Origin of the sequence: Kitasatospora sp. NPDC093102, assembly GCF_040683915.1 — a bacterium.
In the GTDB taxonomy this organism is placed as follows: Bacteria; Actinomycetota; Actinomycetes; order Streptomycetales; family Streptomycetaceae; genus Kitasatospora.
The window spans coordinates 17,588-33,933 of sequence record NZ_JBFBFA010000004.1; the positions used below are offsets into that span (position 1 = coordinate 17,588).

At 74.2% G+C, this 16,346-nt stretch carries 15 protein-coding genes; 4 read left to right on the forward strand and 11 right to left on the reverse strand.

All coding sequences use genetic code 11. The annotated features are described in order from the left end of the window. Window positions 1–80: 80 nt before the first annotated feature. Window positions 81–641 carry a restriction endonuclease gene (locus AB0O11_RS07835; RefSeq protein WP_363383048.1) on the reverse strand — a complete coding sequence of 187 codons (561 nt, stop codon included), beginning with the start codon at window positions 639–641 and terminating at the stop codon, window positions 81–83. 715 nt (window positions 642–1,356) lie between these two features. On the opposite strand from AB0O11_RS07835, the gene AB0O11_RS07840 reads away from it, so the two are divergent. Beyond that, on the forward strand, window positions 1,357–1,917 hold the full coding sequence (locus AB0O11_RS07840) for a hemerythrin domain-containing protein (RefSeq protein WP_363383050.1): 561 nt from the start codon (window positions 1,357–1,359) through the stop codon (window positions 1,915–1,917). A gap of 57 nt (window positions 1,918–1,974) precedes the next feature. Here AB0O11_RS07840 and AB0O11_RS07845 read toward each other — a convergent pair whose 3' ends face one another. From AB0O11_RS07845 to AB0O11_RS07875, 7 genes are all read right to left on the reverse strand, one after another. Further along, the gene (locus AB0O11_RS07845; protein WP_363383053.1) at window positions 1,975–2,904 is read right to left on the reverse strand and encodes a DUF5133 domain-containing protein; all 930 of its coding nucleotides are present in this window, start codon (window positions 2,902–2,904) and stop codon (window positions 1,975–1,977) included. 137 nt (window positions 2,905–3,041) lie between these two features. Then, entirely contained in the window at window positions 3,042–3,947 is a 906-nt protein-coding gene (locus tag AB0O11_RS07850) for a SigB/SigF/SigG family RNA polymerase sigma factor (protein ID WP_363383056.1), read from the reverse strand. A 507-nt stretch (window positions 3,948–4,454) separates the two neighbouring features. Beyond that, entirely contained in the window at window positions 4,455–6,173 is a 1,719-nt protein-coding gene (locus tag AB0O11_RS07855) for a multicopper oxidase domain-containing protein (protein ID WP_363383059.1), read from the reverse strand. A gap of 83 nt (window positions 6,174–6,256) precedes the next feature. After that, window positions 6,257–7,438 carry a sn-glycerol-3-phosphate ABC transporter ATP-binding protein UgpC gene (gene ugpC, locus AB0O11_RS07860; protein ID WP_363383061.1) on the reverse strand — a complete coding sequence of 394 codons (1,182 nt, stop codon included), beginning with the start codon at window positions 7,436–7,438 and terminating at the stop codon, window positions 6,257–6,259. A 60-nt stretch (window positions 7,439–7,498) separates the two neighbouring features. After that, window positions 7,499–8,332 carry a carbohydrate ABC transporter permease gene (locus AB0O11_RS07865; protein WP_363383064.1) on the reverse strand — a complete coding sequence of 278 codons (834 nt, stop codon included), beginning with the start codon at window positions 8,330–8,332 and terminating at the stop codon, window positions 7,499–7,501. Further along, window positions 8,329–9,258, reverse strand: a complete 930-nt coding sequence (locus AB0O11_RS07870; protein WP_363383065.1) for a sugar ABC transporter permease — start codon at window positions 9,256–9,258, stop codon at window positions 8,329–8,331. The genes AB0O11_RS07865 and AB0O11_RS07870 overlap by 4 nt, the downstream gene beginning before the upstream one ends. Then, window positions 9,255–10,418 carry an ABC transporter substrate-binding protein gene (locus AB0O11_RS07875; protein ID WP_363383068.1) on the reverse strand — a complete coding sequence of 388 codons (1,164 nt, stop codon included), beginning with the start codon at window positions 10,416–10,418 and terminating at the stop codon, window positions 9,255–9,257. The genes AB0O11_RS07870 and AB0O11_RS07875 overlap by 4 nt, the downstream gene beginning before the upstream one ends. 333 nt (window positions 10,419–10,751) lie before the next feature. Here AB0O11_RS07875 and AB0O11_RS07880 point away from each other — a divergent pair, with 333 nt between their 5' ends. Beyond that, entirely contained in the window at window positions 10,752–11,600 is an 849-nt protein-coding gene (locus tag AB0O11_RS07880; RefSeq protein ID WP_363383069.1) for a universal stress protein, read from the forward strand. Between the two features lie 32 nt (window positions 11,601–11,632). Continuing rightward, complete coding sequence (locus AB0O11_RS07885) at window positions 11,633–12,196, forward strand: YbaK/EbsC family protein (protein ID WP_363383072.1); 564 nt, start codon at window positions 11,633–11,635, stop codon at window positions 12,194–12,196. 21 nt (window positions 12,197–12,217) lie between these two features. Here the strand turns inward: AB0O11_RS07885 and AB0O11_RS07890 are convergent, their stop codons facing one another. From AB0O11_RS07890 to AB0O11_RS07900, 3 genes are read right to left on the reverse strand one after another with little or no spacing between them, the layout of a single operon-like run. Further along, on the reverse strand, window positions 12,218–13,042 hold the full coding sequence (locus tag AB0O11_RS07890) for an ABC transporter ATP-binding protein (protein WP_363383073.1): 825 nt from the start codon (window positions 13,040–13,042) through the stop codon (window positions 12,218–12,220). Next, complete coding sequence (locus AB0O11_RS07895) at window positions 13,039–14,190, reverse strand: iron ABC transporter permease (RefSeq protein ID WP_363383075.1); 1,152 nt, start codon at window positions 14,188–14,190, stop codon at window positions 13,039–13,041. The genes AB0O11_RS07890 and AB0O11_RS07895 overlap by 4 nt, the downstream gene beginning before the upstream one ends. After that, window positions 14,187–15,185, reverse strand: coding sequence for an iron ABC transporter permease (locus AB0O11_RS07900; RefSeq protein ID WP_363383078.1), 999 nt, complete (start codon window positions 15,183–15,185; stop codon window positions 14,187–14,189). Before AB0O11_RS07900 ends, AB0O11_RS07895 begins: the two co-directional genes overlap by 4 nt. 90 nt (window positions 15,186–15,275) lie before the next feature. Here AB0O11_RS07900 and AB0O11_RS07905 point away from each other — a divergent pair, with 90 nt between their 5' ends. Then, a complete protein-coding gene (locus AB0O11_RS07905; protein ID WP_363383079.1) occupies window positions 15,276–16,235 on the forward strand; it encodes an ABC transporter substrate-binding protein in 960 nt (319 codons plus the stop codon). Window positions 16,236–16,346 lie beyond the last annotated feature (111 nt).

The window sequence follows — 16,346 nt, forward strand, 5'->3', positions numbered from 1 at the left end:
CGGGGGTGGGGCTGGACCCACCCCCGGTCCAGGCGCGCCACCGGTCGACGGGTGAGCCTCGGAACGCGGAAACCCGTGGCTCAGGCCCACGGCGGCCTGCCGCGCCCGTCCGCCCACAGGGCGAGCGCTCGCCGGTCGACGGCACGGATGCCGACCTGCGTGCAGAACGCGGCGGCGGCCCTGGTGAAGGAGCTGGTCGTCACCACGGCGGCCAGGTCGCAGTGGTGCACGTCGCGGTAGGTCCCGTTGACCTTCTGGACGTCGTGGGAACCGACGAAGGTGCGCGGCCCGTACCGCTTGGCCTGGATGAGGATGCGCTGCCCGGCGGGGGTGGTGGCCAGGACGTCCGCCGCGAGGTCGCCGGCTCCGCCGACCACCCGGACCTTCGTGCAGCCGTCCCGGCGGCACAGATCCGCCAGCGCGTACTCGAAGGCCTTCGGGGTCATCGCCAGGAACGGCCCGATGTGCCGCAGTTGGGCGGCCCGCGCATCCAGCTCCCGCCGACGGGCCCGTACCCGCGAGCGCAGCACGGCGGCGCCCACTCCTGCTCCGACGGTCAGCAACGCCGCGACCAGCACCAGGTGCTGGGCCAGCCAGCGGACCACCAGCGAGGCCAGAACGAACACGACCACTGCGACCACGCCCAGCAACGGTGCGTTCCGTCTGATCTGTCGCAACCGGCGGACGGCGGTCGACCGCCCTCGCCGGACGGGCCTACGGGCCACGGCACTCCCCCTCACGCGCGGTGTTCGGACGAGCCTAGAAGTCACCGCTCCCGTGCGCCTGCGATCACGTCGAACTCCACCCGCCGGATCGCCGAGTTGACCGGATCCCGACGACCGGCGTCCTGCCCCCGGCACCTGCACCTGCCCCTGCCCCGGCGCGCAGAAAGGAGGCTCTCCGGCCTGCGGCACGCACGGCCTCGGCCCCGTCCGGCCGCCGGCCGGGTGGCCCGTCGGGTGGTGAAGTACACGGACCTGGCGGCGAGTTGTCCGAGCCGCCAGGTCCTGGGTGCCGACCGGCCGGGTGGCCGGTGCGGGCCCGGACCACGAGCCGGTGACAGCCGATCCGCTGCCGCTCGCCTGGCCGGGCGCCGGGGCCCTCGGCCAGGCCGTGCACCGCTGCCACGAGCGGTTCGCGCCCGGTCGGGACTCGACCAACCGGGTTTCCCTCCGACGCGGCCGGGCAGCCGCCGGGCATGGACCTTTCGCACACGCCCGTCCTCGACGCGCTCGGCGGGCCGCGCCCGTCCGGCCGCCCACGGACGGTTCCCTCCACACGGAGCGGGCGGACGCCGGCCTTCCACCGGTTGCCCGCACCAGGTCGGACGGCGACCGGAACGAGGCGGCAACCGCCATGAACGCTGCCGAAGACTTCCCGAGCCGGCTGTCCGCCGAGCACCGGGCCATCGAGGCGCTGCTGCACCGGCTGAACCGCACCGCCACCCGCACCGGCATCCCCGACGAGGAGGCCCTGCGGCTGCTGGGCTCCTTGCGGCGGCTCCTCGCCCCCCACCTCCTGACCGAGGAGGCCCACCTGTACCCGCTGGCCCGGCGGTGCCTCGCGGCCGGTGACGCGCTCGCGGACGCCGCCGGCAGCAGCCACGCGGCGATCCGCCGGCTGCTCGACCGGGCGGAGGACGGCCGGCTGTCCGCCGGCGGGCGCCGCCATGCCACGGCCGTGCTGGTCGTCCTGCTCCGCGCCCATCTGCGCGGCGAGGAGGAACGGCTGTTCCCCGCGCTGCGTGCCCGCGCCGCGCCGCGGGACCTGCGGATCTGCGAGCGCCGCATGTACGAGGGCCGGGGCCGCCGGCCGGGTGCACCGCTGCGGGGGCTCCCGCCGCGGCCCGGGGCGATCGCGGCCCGCCGGGACCACGTCGGCGGGCACGACACCTCCGGGCACCGCCACTCGTCCTGACGACCACCGGTGCCCGCCGGGCCCCTCGGCCCCGGCCGCCCGGAGACCCCGGCCGCGCTACGAGCCGCTCCACTCGCCGGGCGCGGACCGCAGCCGGTCGCCCTCGGCCAGCCGCCGGGCCACCGTGTCGAGGTCCGTGCCCAGCCGCTGGGCGGCCGCGACCAGCAGGCTCAGCGCGGTGTGCGGGGTCACGCCGAACCGCTCGGCGGTGATGCCGATGGCCAGGCCGGTGGCGTGCCGGCGGTCCAGCAGGTCGGCCACCGCCCTGGACAGCGCGAAGCGGTCGAGGGCGGCCGACGCCTGGAGGGCGAGCACCTCCACCAGCCCGAGGGCCGGCGTACCGGGCTCGGCCGGTGTGCGCAGGTACGCGCTGAACACGGTGCAGCCGTGCGGGTGGGTGCGCAGGTGCGCACCGGCCACGGCCCGTACGCCGCAGCGCCGGGCCCGGTCGGCGAACCGGCCCGGCCGGCCCGGGTCGAGCCGCACCACGACCTGCCCCTCGCCCTGGCGGCGGAGCCGGGCCAGGAGGCCCGCCTCCGCCCCGCCCTGCGCGCGTTCGAGGGCCAGCAGGTACGACGGCGTGGCCGCGAAGGTCTCGACCGAGCCGTCGTCGTGCCAGGTGCTGACGGCGGCGCCCACGCAGTGCGGGACGGTGACCCTGGTCAGCTGCACCACGTCGTGCAGCGTGGGGAAGGACCCGGACCGCACCCGCTCGCGGGCCGCGAGCTCGCCGAGTACGGCCAGCAGCGTCGCGCGGGCCCGGTCCGTCGCCCGGGCCCCGGCCGCCGTCCCGCCGGCGCCGCCCGGGCCCTGGCGGTCCAGCAGCTCACGGGCCCGGGCGACCGCACGGGCCGCGTCGGCCTCCCCCGTGTAGATGCCGATCGTGTAGCAGACGTCGCGCAGCCGCTGCCCGGCTTCCGGCGAACTCGACGAGGACAGGGCCTCGTACTCCGCGACCAGTCGGCCGAGGGCCGCGACATCCACCATGCGCATGAGCACCTCCGTGTGTTTACGGAAAGTATGCGCCGATCACGCAGCGAAGCCACGCCGCCGGCCGGCCGCCCTCGGTGGCCGGCCCTCGGTGGTCAGCCCGCCGGCAGCCCGGCCTGGTCCAGCCGGCCGTCTCAGCCGACTTCCTCGGGCTCGTCGGCCCAGCCGGGGGCCTCCCGGTCCTCCAGCTCCTCGCGCAGCCGGGCCAGGGTGGCGCTGAGCAGCCGGGAGACGTGCATCTGGGAGACACCGATCCGCTCGGCTATCCGGGACTGGGTGCACCCGTCCCAGAACCGCAGCTTGAGGACGGTCTGCTCGCGCGCGGGCAGCCGGGCCAGCAGCGGGCGGACGGCGATGCGGAAGTCGACGAGTTCGATGCCGGGGTCGCAGTCGCCGAGGCGGTCGAGCAGGGCGCTGCCCGTCTCGTCGGTGTCCTGGTCACGCAGCGCGTCCAGGGAGTCGGGGCGGTAGACCCGGCCCGCCATCAGCCCCTCGGTGGCCTGCTCGACGGTGATGTCCAGGTCCTCGGCGATCTCCTCGGGCTGCGGCAGCCGGCCGAGCTCCTGCTCCAGGCGGTCCGAGCCCCGGGCGACGGACAGGTAGAGCTCCTGCATGCTGCGCGGGACCCGCACCGGCCACGACGTGTCGCGGAAGAACCGCTTGATCTCCCCGGTGATGGTCGGGATCGCGTAGGTGACGAACTCGACGCCGCGCTGCGGGTCGTAACCGTCGACGGCCTTGATCAGGCCGATCGTGCCGACCTGGAGGATGTCGTCCATGTCCTCGGCGCGGTGGCGGAAGCGGGCCGCGATGAAGCGCACCAGCGGCATGTTGAGCTCGATGATCGTGCCGCGGACGTAGCTGTAGGCGTGGGTCTCCTGGGCCAGCCCGGCCAGCCGCTCGAACAGCGCGTCGCTCAGTTCGCGCGCCTCGGACTTCCCCATCCGGCGCAGTTCGGCCGCCGTCGGTCTCGGCGGCAGGTCGGGCGGCAGGTCCGAAGGCGCGACTCCTTCAGCGGTTGTTTCCAGGTTGATGGACACCTGATTTCTCCTGGGCATCGGGGTGAACGCCCGGCGACGCGTGCGGACTCGCACCTGGTGCGTCGCGGACTTCTTCCCCCAGGACCTGTGCCCGGCTTCTTCAAGCGCGGTCCCGGTGGCACCGTCCACGGTGCTGGAGCAGCCGGTTCGGACACGGCCGCTGCATGAGTCGTTCTACCCCGGGATCCGGTTCCGAACTCACGATCCGGAGGTTTTCCTGCTCCGTTTCCGGGGTACTCACGCGGGCTCGCCCCCGGGGTCCCGGCCCGGCCGTCAGGCCCAGCGCTCGTGGTGGTCCCGCAGGACCACCACGAGCGCGGCCTCCAGCCGGACCGGCTCCCCCGCCCTCGGACGCGCAGCCCCGGGACCGCGCGGGCCGTACCGGCTCGAACGGGGAAGCGGAGGCATGCGTACCCGGCCCGTACGGAGGCCCGCCGGCCCTGCGAGATGGTCCGGCGCGAGCGGGACGGCGCGGTCGAGGTGCCGTTCCGGCCCTGACCGCCCGGCTCAGCGGCCGGTCGGCAGGGGCCGCCCCGACTGCCCCTGCCCATCCGGGCGGTCCGAGTGATCCGGCCGATCCGGCCGGATCGGCCGCCGCGGCCTGGCGTAGTCGATCAGCTGCATCATGCCGAGGTCCTCGTGCTGGAGCTGGTGGCAGTGCAGGACGGTACGGCCGGGGAAGTCCTCGTACGCGACCAGCAAGGTGACGGTGTCGCCCGGCTCGCCCCCGGCCAGGTCCACGGTGTCCTGCCACACCGGCGGGTCGAGCCGCACACCGTTGCGGTGGGTGACGAGGACGTGGTTGGTGTGCAGGTGGAACGAGTGGTGGAAGCCCGGCGCGGTGTCGTCGGTGTGCAGGGTCCACCGCTCGACGGTGCCGAGCTTCAGGGTGTGGTTGACGTCCTTGGGGTCGAACAGGCCGTAGGCGGGGTCGCGGGTGAGGTCGCCCTCGGGGTCGGCCGCCGGGGTCGGGTGGCTGCCGAGGAGGCGGTAGGCGTTGGGGAACGGCTTGTCGAAGACGCCCGGGTCGACGTGGAAGACCACCGTGCGATCGGCGCCAGGGTTGGCGATGTCGGCCTCGTCGAGGAACGGCTTGCCCTGCGGCAGGGTGACCGGCAGTCCCATCGGCGGCTCGACGGCCTCCCCCGCCACCTCGACCGTCATCAGCGGGACGGACACGCCCTTGGCCCGCAGTTCGTACGTCCCGGCCCCGCCGCCCCGCACCAGCACGTCGGCGCGGTTGCCGGGGGCCAGCAGCAGCACCTCGGTGGCGACCGAGGCGGGGAAGGTCACGCCGTCCCGGGCGATCTGATGCATCGTCAACGTGGCGTCCCCGTCGGCCACCTGGAGCGACAGCGTGGTGAAGCCGGTCGCCGCCACCAGCCGCCAGCGCTGGACCTCGCCCGGGCGCAGCACGAGGGTGGGGTTGACCTGGCCGTTGACGGTGAAGGCGGACGGCGTGCCGGTGAGCGAGTTGTCGGCGGTGAAGTCGGGGACCCGGCCGTCCTTGAGCTTGAGTTCGTTGATGCAGACGACGAGGTCGGCGGCGGCCGCGATCTCCGGCACCTCGTCGACGTCGCCCTCGACGATGACGACCCCGGCCATCCCCCCGGCGATCTGCCCGGCGGTGGCCCCGTGGACGTGCGGGTGGTACCAGTACGTGCCGGCCGGGTGGTCGGCCGGGATGTCGATGACGGTCAGGTACGACGGCTCCGGGGCGCCGGCCTCGACCTCGTCGGCCGTGCGCGGTGCGAACTCGCGCAGGATGTTGTCGGCGCGCCCGGACGGGGAGACGTGCAGGCCGTGGGTGTGCAGGTTGAAGCTGTTCTCGCGGTGCGGGTGGTTGTGGTTGCCGTCGTACGGCCGGTTGGGCGGCAGGCCGTTGACCTGGGTCAGCCGCAGGGTGTCGCCGCCGCGCACCCGCAGGGTCGGCCCGGGGATGGTCCCGTTGTAGGTGCGCGTGGTGACCGTGCCGTAGCCGGGGACGCGGGTGTCCGTGAACCGCACGTCGAGCATCTGCTCGAGCACCGCCCCCGGCCGGCCGGAGCCCGGCCGCGAGACGCCTGCGGCCGGCCGCGAGGCCCGTACGGCCGGCTGCGGGAAGGGCACCGCGGCGGCCGCCGCCCGCGACGGGGCGAGGATCCCGTCGGAGGCTGCCGCGAGGATGGCGGCTGCGGGGAGGGCCTTGAGCATCGACCGGCGACTGATTCCGACATCTTCTCTCATATCCGGGCAATGTAGGTCGACTTCTGAACGGCCATGGTCAGGCACACCGCGCGTCGGCCAGGGGTTGGGCCTTCCGTGCCAAGCTACGAACGCTCCGGGTGGGTCAGGTTGGCCCCGCTGCGGGGGTCGAAGACGTGGATGCGCGCCGTGTCCACCCGCAGCTCCAGCGGGCTTCCCTCGGCGGCCCGGGTGCCGGTGCTCAGCCGGGCGACCACCCGGTGCTCCTGCATGCCGGTGTCGGACCGGCCCGAGTCGGCGGCGAGCTCGGCGAGTTCCTCGGCCGCCGCCGGTCCACCCTCCTCCGCGAAGTGCACGTAGACGTCCGAGCCGACCGACTCCCGGACGTCGACGGTCACGGTGACGGTGACCCCTCCGGTGTGCCCCTCGGCCAGGGCGGCGTCCTCGAAGTCCTCGGGGCGGACGCCGACGATCAGTTCGCGCGGCGTGTCCGCACGCTCCAGGGCGCGCCGGGTGCGGTCGTCCAACGGCAGGTCGCCCAGCGAGGTGCGCAGGGCGTTGTGCTCCAGCACCGCGCCGAGGAAGTTCATGCCGGGCGAACCGATGAACCCGGCGACGAAGAGGTTCACCGGCTCGTCGTACAACTGCTGCGGCGAGCCGACCTGCTGGACGACGCCGGAGCGCAGCACCACCACCCGGTCGCCGAGCGTCATCGCCTCGACCTGGTCGTGGGTGACGTAGACGGTGGTGGTCCCCAGGCGGCGCTGGAGGGCGGCGATCTGGGTCCGCATCTGCACCCGGAGCTTGGCGTCCAGGTTGGACAGCGGCTCGTCCATCAGGAAGACCTTGGGGTCGCGGACGATCGCCCGGCCCATCGCGACCCGCTGGCGCTGCCCGCCGGAGAGGTTGGCCGGCTTGCGGTCCAGGTGCCGGGTGAGGTCCAGGATGCGGGCGGCCTCCTCGACCTTGGCGGCGATGGTCGGCTTGTCGACCTTGGCCAGGCGCAGCGCGAAGCCCATGTTGTCGCGCACGCTCATGTGCGGGTAGAGGGCGTAGCTCTGGAACACCATCGCGATGTCGCGGTCCTTGGGCGCGCGGTCGTTGACCACCTCCCCGGCGATCCGCAGGCTGCCCTCGGTGATGTCCTCCAGCCCGGCGATCATGTTGAGCGTGGTGGACTTGCCGCAGCCGGACGGGCCGACCAGGATCACGAACTCGCCGTCGGCGATGGTGAGGTTGACGTCGTGGACGGCGAGGACGCCGTCGGGGTAGCGCTTGGTGATGCCGTCGAGGACGATCTCGGCCACGGTCCGCCTTCCTGGTCCGCCGGGTGGGGCGGGCTCATCCGCTGGGTCTCGGGTCGGGCCTCAGCCCTTGACTGCGCCGGCGGTGAGCCCGGCGACGATGCGGCGCTGGAACAGCAGCACGAAGACCACGATCGGGATCGTGATGATCACGGCGGCGGCCGCGATCGAGCCGGTCGGCTGCTCGAACTGGGAGCTTCCGGTGAAGAAGGCGATGGCCGCCGGAACCGTCCGGGCCGAAGTGGTGGAGGTCAGCGAGATCGCGAACAGGAAGTCGTTCCAGCAGAAGATGAAGACCAGGATGGCGGTGGTGAACACGCCCGGCGCCGCCAGCGGCGCGATGACCAGCCGGAACGCCTGCCACGGCGTGGCGCCGTCCACCTTGGCCGCCTTCTCCAGGTCCCAGGGGATCTCCCGGAAGAACGCCGAGAGCGTGTAGATCGCCAGCGGCAGCGAGAAGGTCGTGTACGGGATGATCAGCCCGGGCCAGGTGTCGAACAGGCCGAGCGCCCGCTCGATGTCGAACAGCGGCGAGACCAGCGAGATCGGGGGGAACATCGCGATCAGCAGGGACACCCCGATCAGCAGTCGCTTGCCGGGGAAGCGCAGCCGGGCCACCGCGTACGCGGCCATCGTGCCGAGCACGACCGCGACGGTGGTGGCGATCACCGCGATGCCGATCGAGTTGACCAGGGCGTGGGTGAACTCCGAGGTGTGGAAGATGCCGCGGTAGTTGGCCAGGGTCCACCGGCGGGGCACGAAGTCGCCGTCGGACAGGGTGCTCGGGTCCTTGAAGGAGAGCGCCACGATCCACCACACCGGGAACAGCGCGTAGAGCACGATCACCAGGTTGGCGATGCCCCAGCCGGTCACCGTCCGGGCGTGTCCGCCGGTCATCGGCGCTCCGGATCCGCGCCGGGCGCGGCCGCGCCGAACAGCTTGACGAAGACCAGCGCGACGAGCGCCACGCAGACGAAGATCAGCACCGAGATCGCCGAACCGATGCCCAGGTTGAGCGCGGTGAAGAGGTTGTCGTAGCCGAGGATCGACACCGAGCCGGTGTCGTTGGCGCCACCGGTCAGCACGTAGATGTTGTCGAAGATCCGGAAGGCGTCCAGGGTGCGGAAGAGCAGCGCGACCAGGATCGCCGGCTTCATCAGCGGCAGGATCACCAGCCGCAGCCGCTGCCCGGAGCTCGCGCCGTCCACCATCGCCGCCCGGACCGTCTCGTCCGGGACGAGTGCCAGGCCGGCGAGCAGCAGCAGCGCCATGAACGGGGTGGTCTTCCACACCTCCGCGAGGATGATCAGACCGATGGCCGGCCACTGCCCGGTCAGCGGGGCGCTGCCCTCCGGCAGCAGGGCGGCCAGGTACCCGGTGCCCGGTGTCCAGGCGTACTGCCAGGAGTAGGCGGCGACCACCGTGACGATCCCGTACGGCACCAGCACCGCGGTGCGCACGGTGCCGCGGCCGAAGATCGTGCGGTGCATCACCAGCGCGAGCGCCAGGCCGAGCACCAGCTCGACGGCCACCGACACCACGGTGATCAGCACCGTGACGCCGAGCGCCTGCCACCAGAACGGGGAGGCCAGCACCGCGCCGTAGTTGGCGAGGCCGACCCAGTGCGCCTGCTCGGGGAAGCGCAGGTCGTAGCGGTGCAGGGAGAGGTGGACGGCGTAGCCGATCGGGTACGCGGTGACGGCCAGCATCACGATCACCGCGGGGGCGCACAACAGCAGGCCCAGCCTGCGCTCCTGGCGGGCACCGCGCGACGGCCCGGCCGGTTCCGGCGGGGCCTCGGCGGCCTCGGTGGACGGTGTCACGGGATCAGCCCCTTCGAGCCGAGGGCGTCCTGGATCTGCCCGTGGAGGTCGGCCACGTTCTGCTCCGGGTGGATGTCGGCGGGCGGGGAGAGGGTGTGCGAGACGGCGATCGAGACGTTCTGGTAGGCCGGGGTCTGCGGCCGCACGCTCGCGGAGTCGAGGGCGGCCAGCACGTCGGCGGCGAACGGGTAGCTCGCGGTGAGCTCGGCCGTCTCGTACAGGCTCCGCAGCGAGGGCGGGAGGCCGCCCTTCAGCGCGTTGGTGAGCTGGTTGTCCCGGTCGCGCAGGCAGAGGGTGGCCTCGGCGGCGAGGTCGGGGTGCCGGCTGTAGGCGCCCACCGCGAGGTCGATCCCGCCGATGGTCACGCTGGCGGGGCGGTCGGCGCTCACCGCGGGGTACGGGGCCCAGCGGAAGTGCGGGAACAGCTCCGGCCGGTTGGCCCTCATCGAGGGGTAGACGAAGGGGTAGTTGAGTTCGAACGCGGCCGTGCCGGACTCCATGGCGAGCCGGTTCTGGTCCTCCATCTGGTTCGGCAGCGAGGGGTCGGCGGCCTCCGAGACCGCCAGGTCCCGCATCACCCCGGCGGCCGTGACGGCGGGCGCCCCGAGCGAGGGCGCCTGCGCGTCGGGGGTGAGGATCGAGCCGCCCGCGCTGGTGACCAGCGTGTTGAACCAGACCGTCAGCCCTTCGTACTGGGCGCCCTGGATCTCCACGAAGTGCGGCTTGCCCTCGCGGGCCAGCTCCTGCGCCCGGGAGAGCATCTCCGCCCAGGTCCTGGGCGGGGTCGGCACCAGGTCGTCGCGGTACCAGAGCAGCTGGGTGTTGGAGTTGTACGGCACGGCGTACAGCCGGTCCCGCCAGGTCGCGGTCCGCACCGCCGCGTCGAGGGTGTCGGCGGTGGCCTGCTCGCGCATCGCCCCGGTCCACTCGCGGATCCAGCCGGCCTCGGCGAACTCGGCGGGCCAGGTGACGTCCAGGCCGAGGATGTCCACGCCGGCGTCGTGCGCCGCCATCCGGCGCACCAGCTGCTGGCGCTGGCCGTCCGCACCCCGGGGCAGCTTGTCGTAGCGGATCGTGTAGCGGCCGCCGGACTGCCGCCCGCAGCGGTCGGCGGCCTGCTGGAGGGCGCCCGAGTCGTCCGGGAAGTTGTACCAGTTCAAGGTGACGGGGCCACCGTTCCCGTCACCCCCGCAGCCCACCAGGGCGGAGGCGAGTACGGCCAGTCCGGCGGCTGCGCCCGTCCATCGCGAGCGGAAATCGGGGACCCTCGGCATCGTTCTCCCGGGCTGGCACGGAGCGGCCCGGCCGACCCTAGCCCGGCGCCCCCTCCGGGCCCGGGCGGGCCGCGCCGCCGGCCGGCCGACCAGCCGGACGGCCGAACCGGAGCCGCCGAAGCGCCACGCGGTCACCCTCCGTACCGCGAGCCGCTGCCGGGAGGCGCCCGCCGGGACCGGCGCGGATACTGGGGCCGCACCGGAACTGAGGAGCACGCCGTGACCGGACACGTCGTCGTCGGATTCGACGGCTCACCCGAAAGCCTGGCCGCCGCCGCGTGGGCCGCCCGCGAGGCGCAGCGCCGCGGCCTGCGTCTGGACGTCCTCCAGGCCTGGCCCCGGCCGAAGCACCTCGCACCCGGGAGCGAACGGGGCGACCATCCCGCACTGGCTCAACTCGCCGAACGGGAGGGCGAGCTGCGAGCACTGGCACCCGAGGTGGCGGTCTCCGCCACCTCGGTGGCCGCCGATCCCGTCGAGGCACTGGAGGCCGCCGCGCAGGGTGCCGCCCTGCTGGTGCTCGGCTCGCACGGGCTGGGAACCCTGCGCGGGTTCCTGGTCGGCTCGGTGAGCCAGGAGGTGCTGCGGAGGGCGGCCTGCCCGGTGGTGCTGGTGCGGGCCGGCGGGGACGAACCGGCCGGCGCGGTGACGGTCGGCCTGGACCTGGCGCACCCGGCGGACGAGGTGCTGGCCTTCGCCTTCGAGGCCGCCGCGCTCCGCTCGGCGCCGCTGCGGGTGATCCACGTCTGGTCCCCGCCGGCCGGCACCGAGTACATGTCCTACGGGGCGATCGGCGGGCTGGAGGGCGAGGTCTCCGGCGTGGAGCGCAGCGGGCTCGCGCAGGCCCTGGAGCCCTGGCGGGCCCGGCACCCCGAGGTGGCGGTGACCGCCGACCTGATCCGCGGCAAGGCCGCCGTCGAACTGGTGGACGCAGCCGCGACGGCCCGGCTGCTGGTCGTCGGCCGCCGCGTCCGGCGGAAGCCGCTGCGCCATCACCACCTCGGCCCGGTGGCGCACGCCGCGATCCACCACGTGCACTGCCCGGTCGCGGTCGTCCCGTACGGCTGACCGGGGTGCCGGGCGCGCTACAGTCCGGTCCCATGAGTGAGTCCGTACACCCGCCCTTCGGGAACTTCGCCACCGCCGCGGCCGCGCTGGAGGTCTGCGCGGACCTCGCCGCGCCCGTCGCCGACGCGCTGAAGAACTGGGGCGCGCCCGGGGCGGCCGCCTCGGTGCTCTACGTGGACAGCGATCCGGAACAGGCGGACACCGCCGTCTTCTGCGCGGCCTACGACGTGCCGCCGGAACTCTCCGCCAACTGCGTGGTGGTCGCCGCCAAGCGCGCCGGGGAGGTGACGCTGGCCGCGTGCCTGGCCCTGGCGACCACCCGGGTGGACGTGAACAAGGCGGTGCGCACCCACCTGGGGGCGCGCAAGGCGTCCTTCGCGCCGATGGACACCGCGGTCGAGCTGACCGGCATGGAGTACGGCGGCATCACCCCCGTCGGTCTGCCCGGCGACTGGCCGCTGCTGATCGACGAGGCGGTGGCCGCGGCCCCGTACGTCCTGGTCGGCAGCGGCCGGCGCCGGGGCAAGCTCATCCTGCCCGGGTGGGCCCTGGCGAAGCTGCCGGGCGCCCAGGTCCTGCCGGGCCTGGCCGGCTGACCGGGCCGGCGGCCGGGACCGTCACCGGGCCCGGGCGGGGCGGGCGCTGAGACCGACCGGGCAGACCACCGGGGTGCCGTGCACCGGGTCGGTGAGGATCGCGCTCTCCACCCCGTACAGCTCGCGCACCAGCTCGGGGGTGACGATGTCGCGCGGCGCGCCCTGGGCGGCCACCCGGCCGTCCCGCATGGCCACCATGTGGTCGGCGTAGCGGCAGGCGGTGGTGAGGTCGTGCAGGACGAGGACGACGGTGCGGCCGCGCCCGGTCAGGCCGCGCACCATCTCCAGCACCTCCAGGGCGTGGCCCATGTCCAGCGCCGAGGTGGGTTCGTCCAGCATCAGGATGTCGGTGTCCTGGGCGACGGCCATGGCGATCCAGGCGCGTTGGCGCTGGCCGCCGGAGAGGGTGTCCAGTGGGCGGTCGGCCAGCTCGTGCAGGTCGGCGGCGGTGAGCGCGTGCTCCACCGCCTCGGCGTCGGCGGCGGACCACTGCCGCAGCAGGCCCTGGTGCGGCTGGCGGCCGTAGCGGACCAGGTCACGCACGGTCAGCCCGTCCGGGGCGGTGGCGGACTGCGGCAGCAGGCCGACGATCCGGGCGATCGCGCGGGTGGACAGCGAGGTCAGCGGCTTGCCGTCGAGCAGCACGGCGCCGGAGCGCGGGGCGATGGTCCGGGCGAGGCCGCCGAGCAGGGTGGACTTGCCGCAGCCGTTCGGGCCGACGATGACGGTGACCTGCTGCTGCGGCAGTTCGAGGTCGAGCTCGCGCACCACGATGGTGCGGTCGTGGCCGAGGCTCAGCGCGCTGGTCGTCAGCCGGTGCGCGTCGGCGGCGGTGCGGGCGGTCATGCGGTCCTCCGGGGACGGGTGGTGAGCAGCAGCCAGAGCAGGTAGGGGCCGCCCACGACGGCGGTGACCAGGCCGGCCGGCACCTCCAGCGGCGACAGGACGGTGCGGCCGATCAGGTCGGCGAGCAGGGTGAAGACGGCTCCGGCGGCGGCCGAGGTGAGCACCGGCACGCAACGCGGTCCGGCGATCCGGCGGGCGGCCTCGGGCGCGGCGAGCGCGATCATGCCGAGCGGTCCGGCGACGGCCACCGCCAGGCCCGCGCAGACCACGGCGACCACCAGGACGCCGACCCGCAGACCGCGCACCCGCACGCCCAGCCCGGTGGCGACGGCGTCGGAGAAGCGCAGCAGCGACAGCCGGCGGCCGAGCAGCACGGCGGCGGGCAGGCAGACCAGCAGGCCGAGCCGGAGGTGGCCGACGGCGTCGGCGTCCCGGCTGTTGAGGGTGCCGACCGTCCAGGCGAAGGCGGAGTTGGCGGCGTCGACGGCGGCGCGGGAGAGCATCAGGTTGGTCACCGCGCCGAAGACCGCGCCGATGCCGAGGCCGACCACCAGGAAGCGGTAACCGTTGCGGCCGGCCCCGCCACCGAGGGCGAAGGCGAGCGAGGCGGCGGTGGCGGCGCCCACCAGGGCGGCGGCGGAGGGCAGCAGCTGGGTGGCGACGCCGGTGACGGAGGCGACCGCGAAGGCGGTGGCCCCCTCGTTGAAGCCGACGGTGTCCGGGGTGGCCAGCCGGTTCTGGGCGAGGGTCTGCATCAGGCAGCCCGCGACGCCGAGGGCGGCGCCGACGGCCAGCGCGGCCTCGACGCGGGGCAGCCGCAGCTTCTCCACCAGCAGCACGTCGCGTGCGGTGCCGTCGCCGAAGGCGGCGCGCAGGGCGGTCACCGGGTCGAGGTCGGTCTCGCCGACCGCCAGGCAGACGGCGGTCACCGCGACCACGGCGAGCAGCAGGGCGGTGCAGCCGAGCAGCGGCCGGACCGGGACGAGCACCGAACGGCCGCCCAGGGCGAGCAGCCGGGTGCCGGGCGGTACGGGCGGTGCCGACCGCCGGGTCGCGGCCGCGGGGTTGTCAGGGCTCGGGCCGTCAGGGCTCGGGCCGTCAGGGCTCGGCGCGTTCTTCACGGCGGCGGTGTTCGAAGGAGCCTTCACAGTGCGGGCATTCTGTGCGAGCGGACGACGGCGACCAGGACGGGGGCGCCGCACAGGGCGGTCATCACGCCGAGCGGCATCTCGTACGGTCGGGCGACCAGCCGGGAGGCCACGTCGGCGAGCAGCACGACGGCCGGCCCGAGCAGCGCGGACACCACGAGCAGCCGGCGCAGGTCCGGGCCGACCAGGGCCCGGGCGGCGAACGGAACCACCAGGCCGACGAAGGAGACCGGTCCGGCGATCGCGGTGGCGGCGCCGACCAGCAGCGCGACGGCGGTCACCGCGAGGGCGCGGGCCCGACGGGGCTTGTGGCCGAGGCCGGTGGCGACGTCGTCGCCGAGGCTGAGCGCGGTCAGCGCCGGGCCGGAGAGCAGGGCCAGCACCAGACCGAGCAGCAGGACCGGCAGCACGGCCGCCAGTTGCTCGGTGCCGCGGCCGGCGACCGAGCCGATGGTCCAGAACCGGATCTCGTCGGCGGCCCGGGCGTCGGACAGCAGCAGGACGGAGGAGCCGGCGTTCATCAGCCCGCTCAGCGCCGCGCCGGCGAGCACCAGCCGGACGGGGTCGTCGCCGGTGCCGCGCAGCCGGGCCGCGCCGAGCGAAAGCAGGCAGCCGGCGGCGGCGCCCAGGACGGCGACGTACGGGCCGACACTGGCGGCGCCGGCGCCGAGCACGATCGCGATCACGACGGCGAAGGAGGCGCCGGTGCTGACGCCGAGCAGGCCGGGCTCGGCCAGCGGGTTGCGGGCGGCGGCCTGCAGCACGGTGCCGGCCACGCCGAGCGCCAGTCCGACCGCGAGGGCCACGGCGGTCCGCGGGACGCGCAGGTGGAACACGGTGAACCGGGAGTCGGAGTCCCCGTCACCGAGCAGCGTGGCGAGTGCCCGTGACGGCCCCACATCGCCCGCGCCGAGCAGCAGGCTCGCCAGCACGGCGGCCAGCAGTATCGCGCCGGCGGGCAGCAGTCCGCGCAGCAGGAGTGATCGGAATGTCACACCGGGCCTCCCCGTCAGGGCCTTACATATGGTTAGGCTAACCTCAGAAAAACGGTTCGTCCGTAAACTACCATTGCCCGGAGAACACCCATGCTTGGCACCCGCTTTACCAAGACCCTGTTCGGCGCGGCCGTCCTCGGCGCCCTCTCCCTGGGCCTGACCGCGTGCGGCTCCTCGGGGTCCGGCGGCCCCTCGGGTGACTCCGGCCCCTCGTCCGCCGCCGCGAAGGACGGCAGGCGCAGCATCGACACCGCCTTCGGCGCCGTGGAGGTCCCGGCCGAGGCCAAGCGGGTCGTCGCCCTCGGCGACACCTCGCTGGACACCGCCCTCTCGCTCGGCATCACCCCCGTGGGCACCAGTTCCAGCCGCGGCGGCACCACCGCCCCCGCCTACCTGAAGGCCGACGGCATCCCCCTGGTGGCCACGGTCAAGGAGCCCAACATCGAGGCCGTCCTGAAGGCCGCCCCCGATCTCATCCTGGCCTCCTCGGGCATCGAGAAGTCCCAGTACGAGAAGCTCGCGGCGGTGGCCCCGACCGTCGTCCCCAAGGCCGGCGACTGGCGCTCGGTGCTCGCCGTGTACGGCGACGCGCTCGGCCACAAGGACGACCTGACGGCCAAGCTGGACGCCCTGGACAAGCGCGCCGCCAAGGCCGGCGAGGGCAGGACCGGCAGCGCCGTGGTGATGCGCTGGATGCCCAACGGACCGATCGTGATGAACACCGCCAACATGCCCGGCGACCTGCTGAAGAAGGCCGGCGCCGGCACCATGCCGATCGCCGACGGCCTGGGCGCCCAGCCCCACTCGGACCCGCTGTCCCTGGAGAACCTCAACAAGGCCGACGCGGACCGGGTGTTCGTCGCCACCCTGAACGCCGAGGGCGAGAAGGCCCTGGAGACCGCCCGCAAGCAGGAGGCCTTCACCCGTCTCAAGGCAGTCGGCACCGGCCAGCTCATGGGCGTCGACGGCCAGGTGTGGAGCAGCAGCTCCGGCCCGATCGCGGCGGAGAAGGTCGTCGAGGACATCGAGAAGGCCTTCGGCGCGAAGTAGTCGCACCCACCGGGGAATCCCCCCGCAGGAATTCCGAAGGGCCCCCGCGCGCGCGGGGGCCCTTCAGGCTGTTCCGGGGCGCCAGGGCCGCCGAGTCGCCCACCCCGCACA

Coding starts and splice junctions, on each gene's coding strand:
- AB0O11_RS07840 (WP_363383050.1), top strand. CDS start 1,357: ATGAACGCTGCCGAAGACTTCCCGAGCCGGCTGTCCGCCGAGCACCGG.
- AB0O11_RS07845 (WP_363383053.1), bottom strand. CDS start 2,904: ATGGTGGATGTCGCGGCCCTCGGCCGACTGGTCGCGGAGTACGAGGCC.
- AB0O11_RS07855 (WP_363383059.1), bottom strand. CDS start 6,173: ATGAGAGAAGATGTCGGAATCAGTCGCCGGTCGATGCTCAAGGCCCTC.
- AB0O11_RS07865 (WP_363383064.1), bottom strand. CDS start 8,332: ATGACCGGCGGACACGCCCGGACGGTGACCGGCTGGGGCATCGCCAAC.
- AB0O11_RS07885 (WP_363383072.1), top strand. CDS start 11,633: ATGAGTGAGTCCGTACACCCGCCCTTCGGGAACTTCGCCACCGCCGCG.
- AB0O11_RS07890 (WP_363383073.1), bottom strand. CDS start 13,042: ATGACCGCCCGCACCGCCGCCGACGCGCACCGGCTGACGACCAGCGCG.
- AB0O11_RS07905 (WP_363383079.1), top strand. CDS start 15,276: ATGCTTGGCACCCGCTTTACCAAGACCCTGTTCGGCGCGGCCGTCCTC.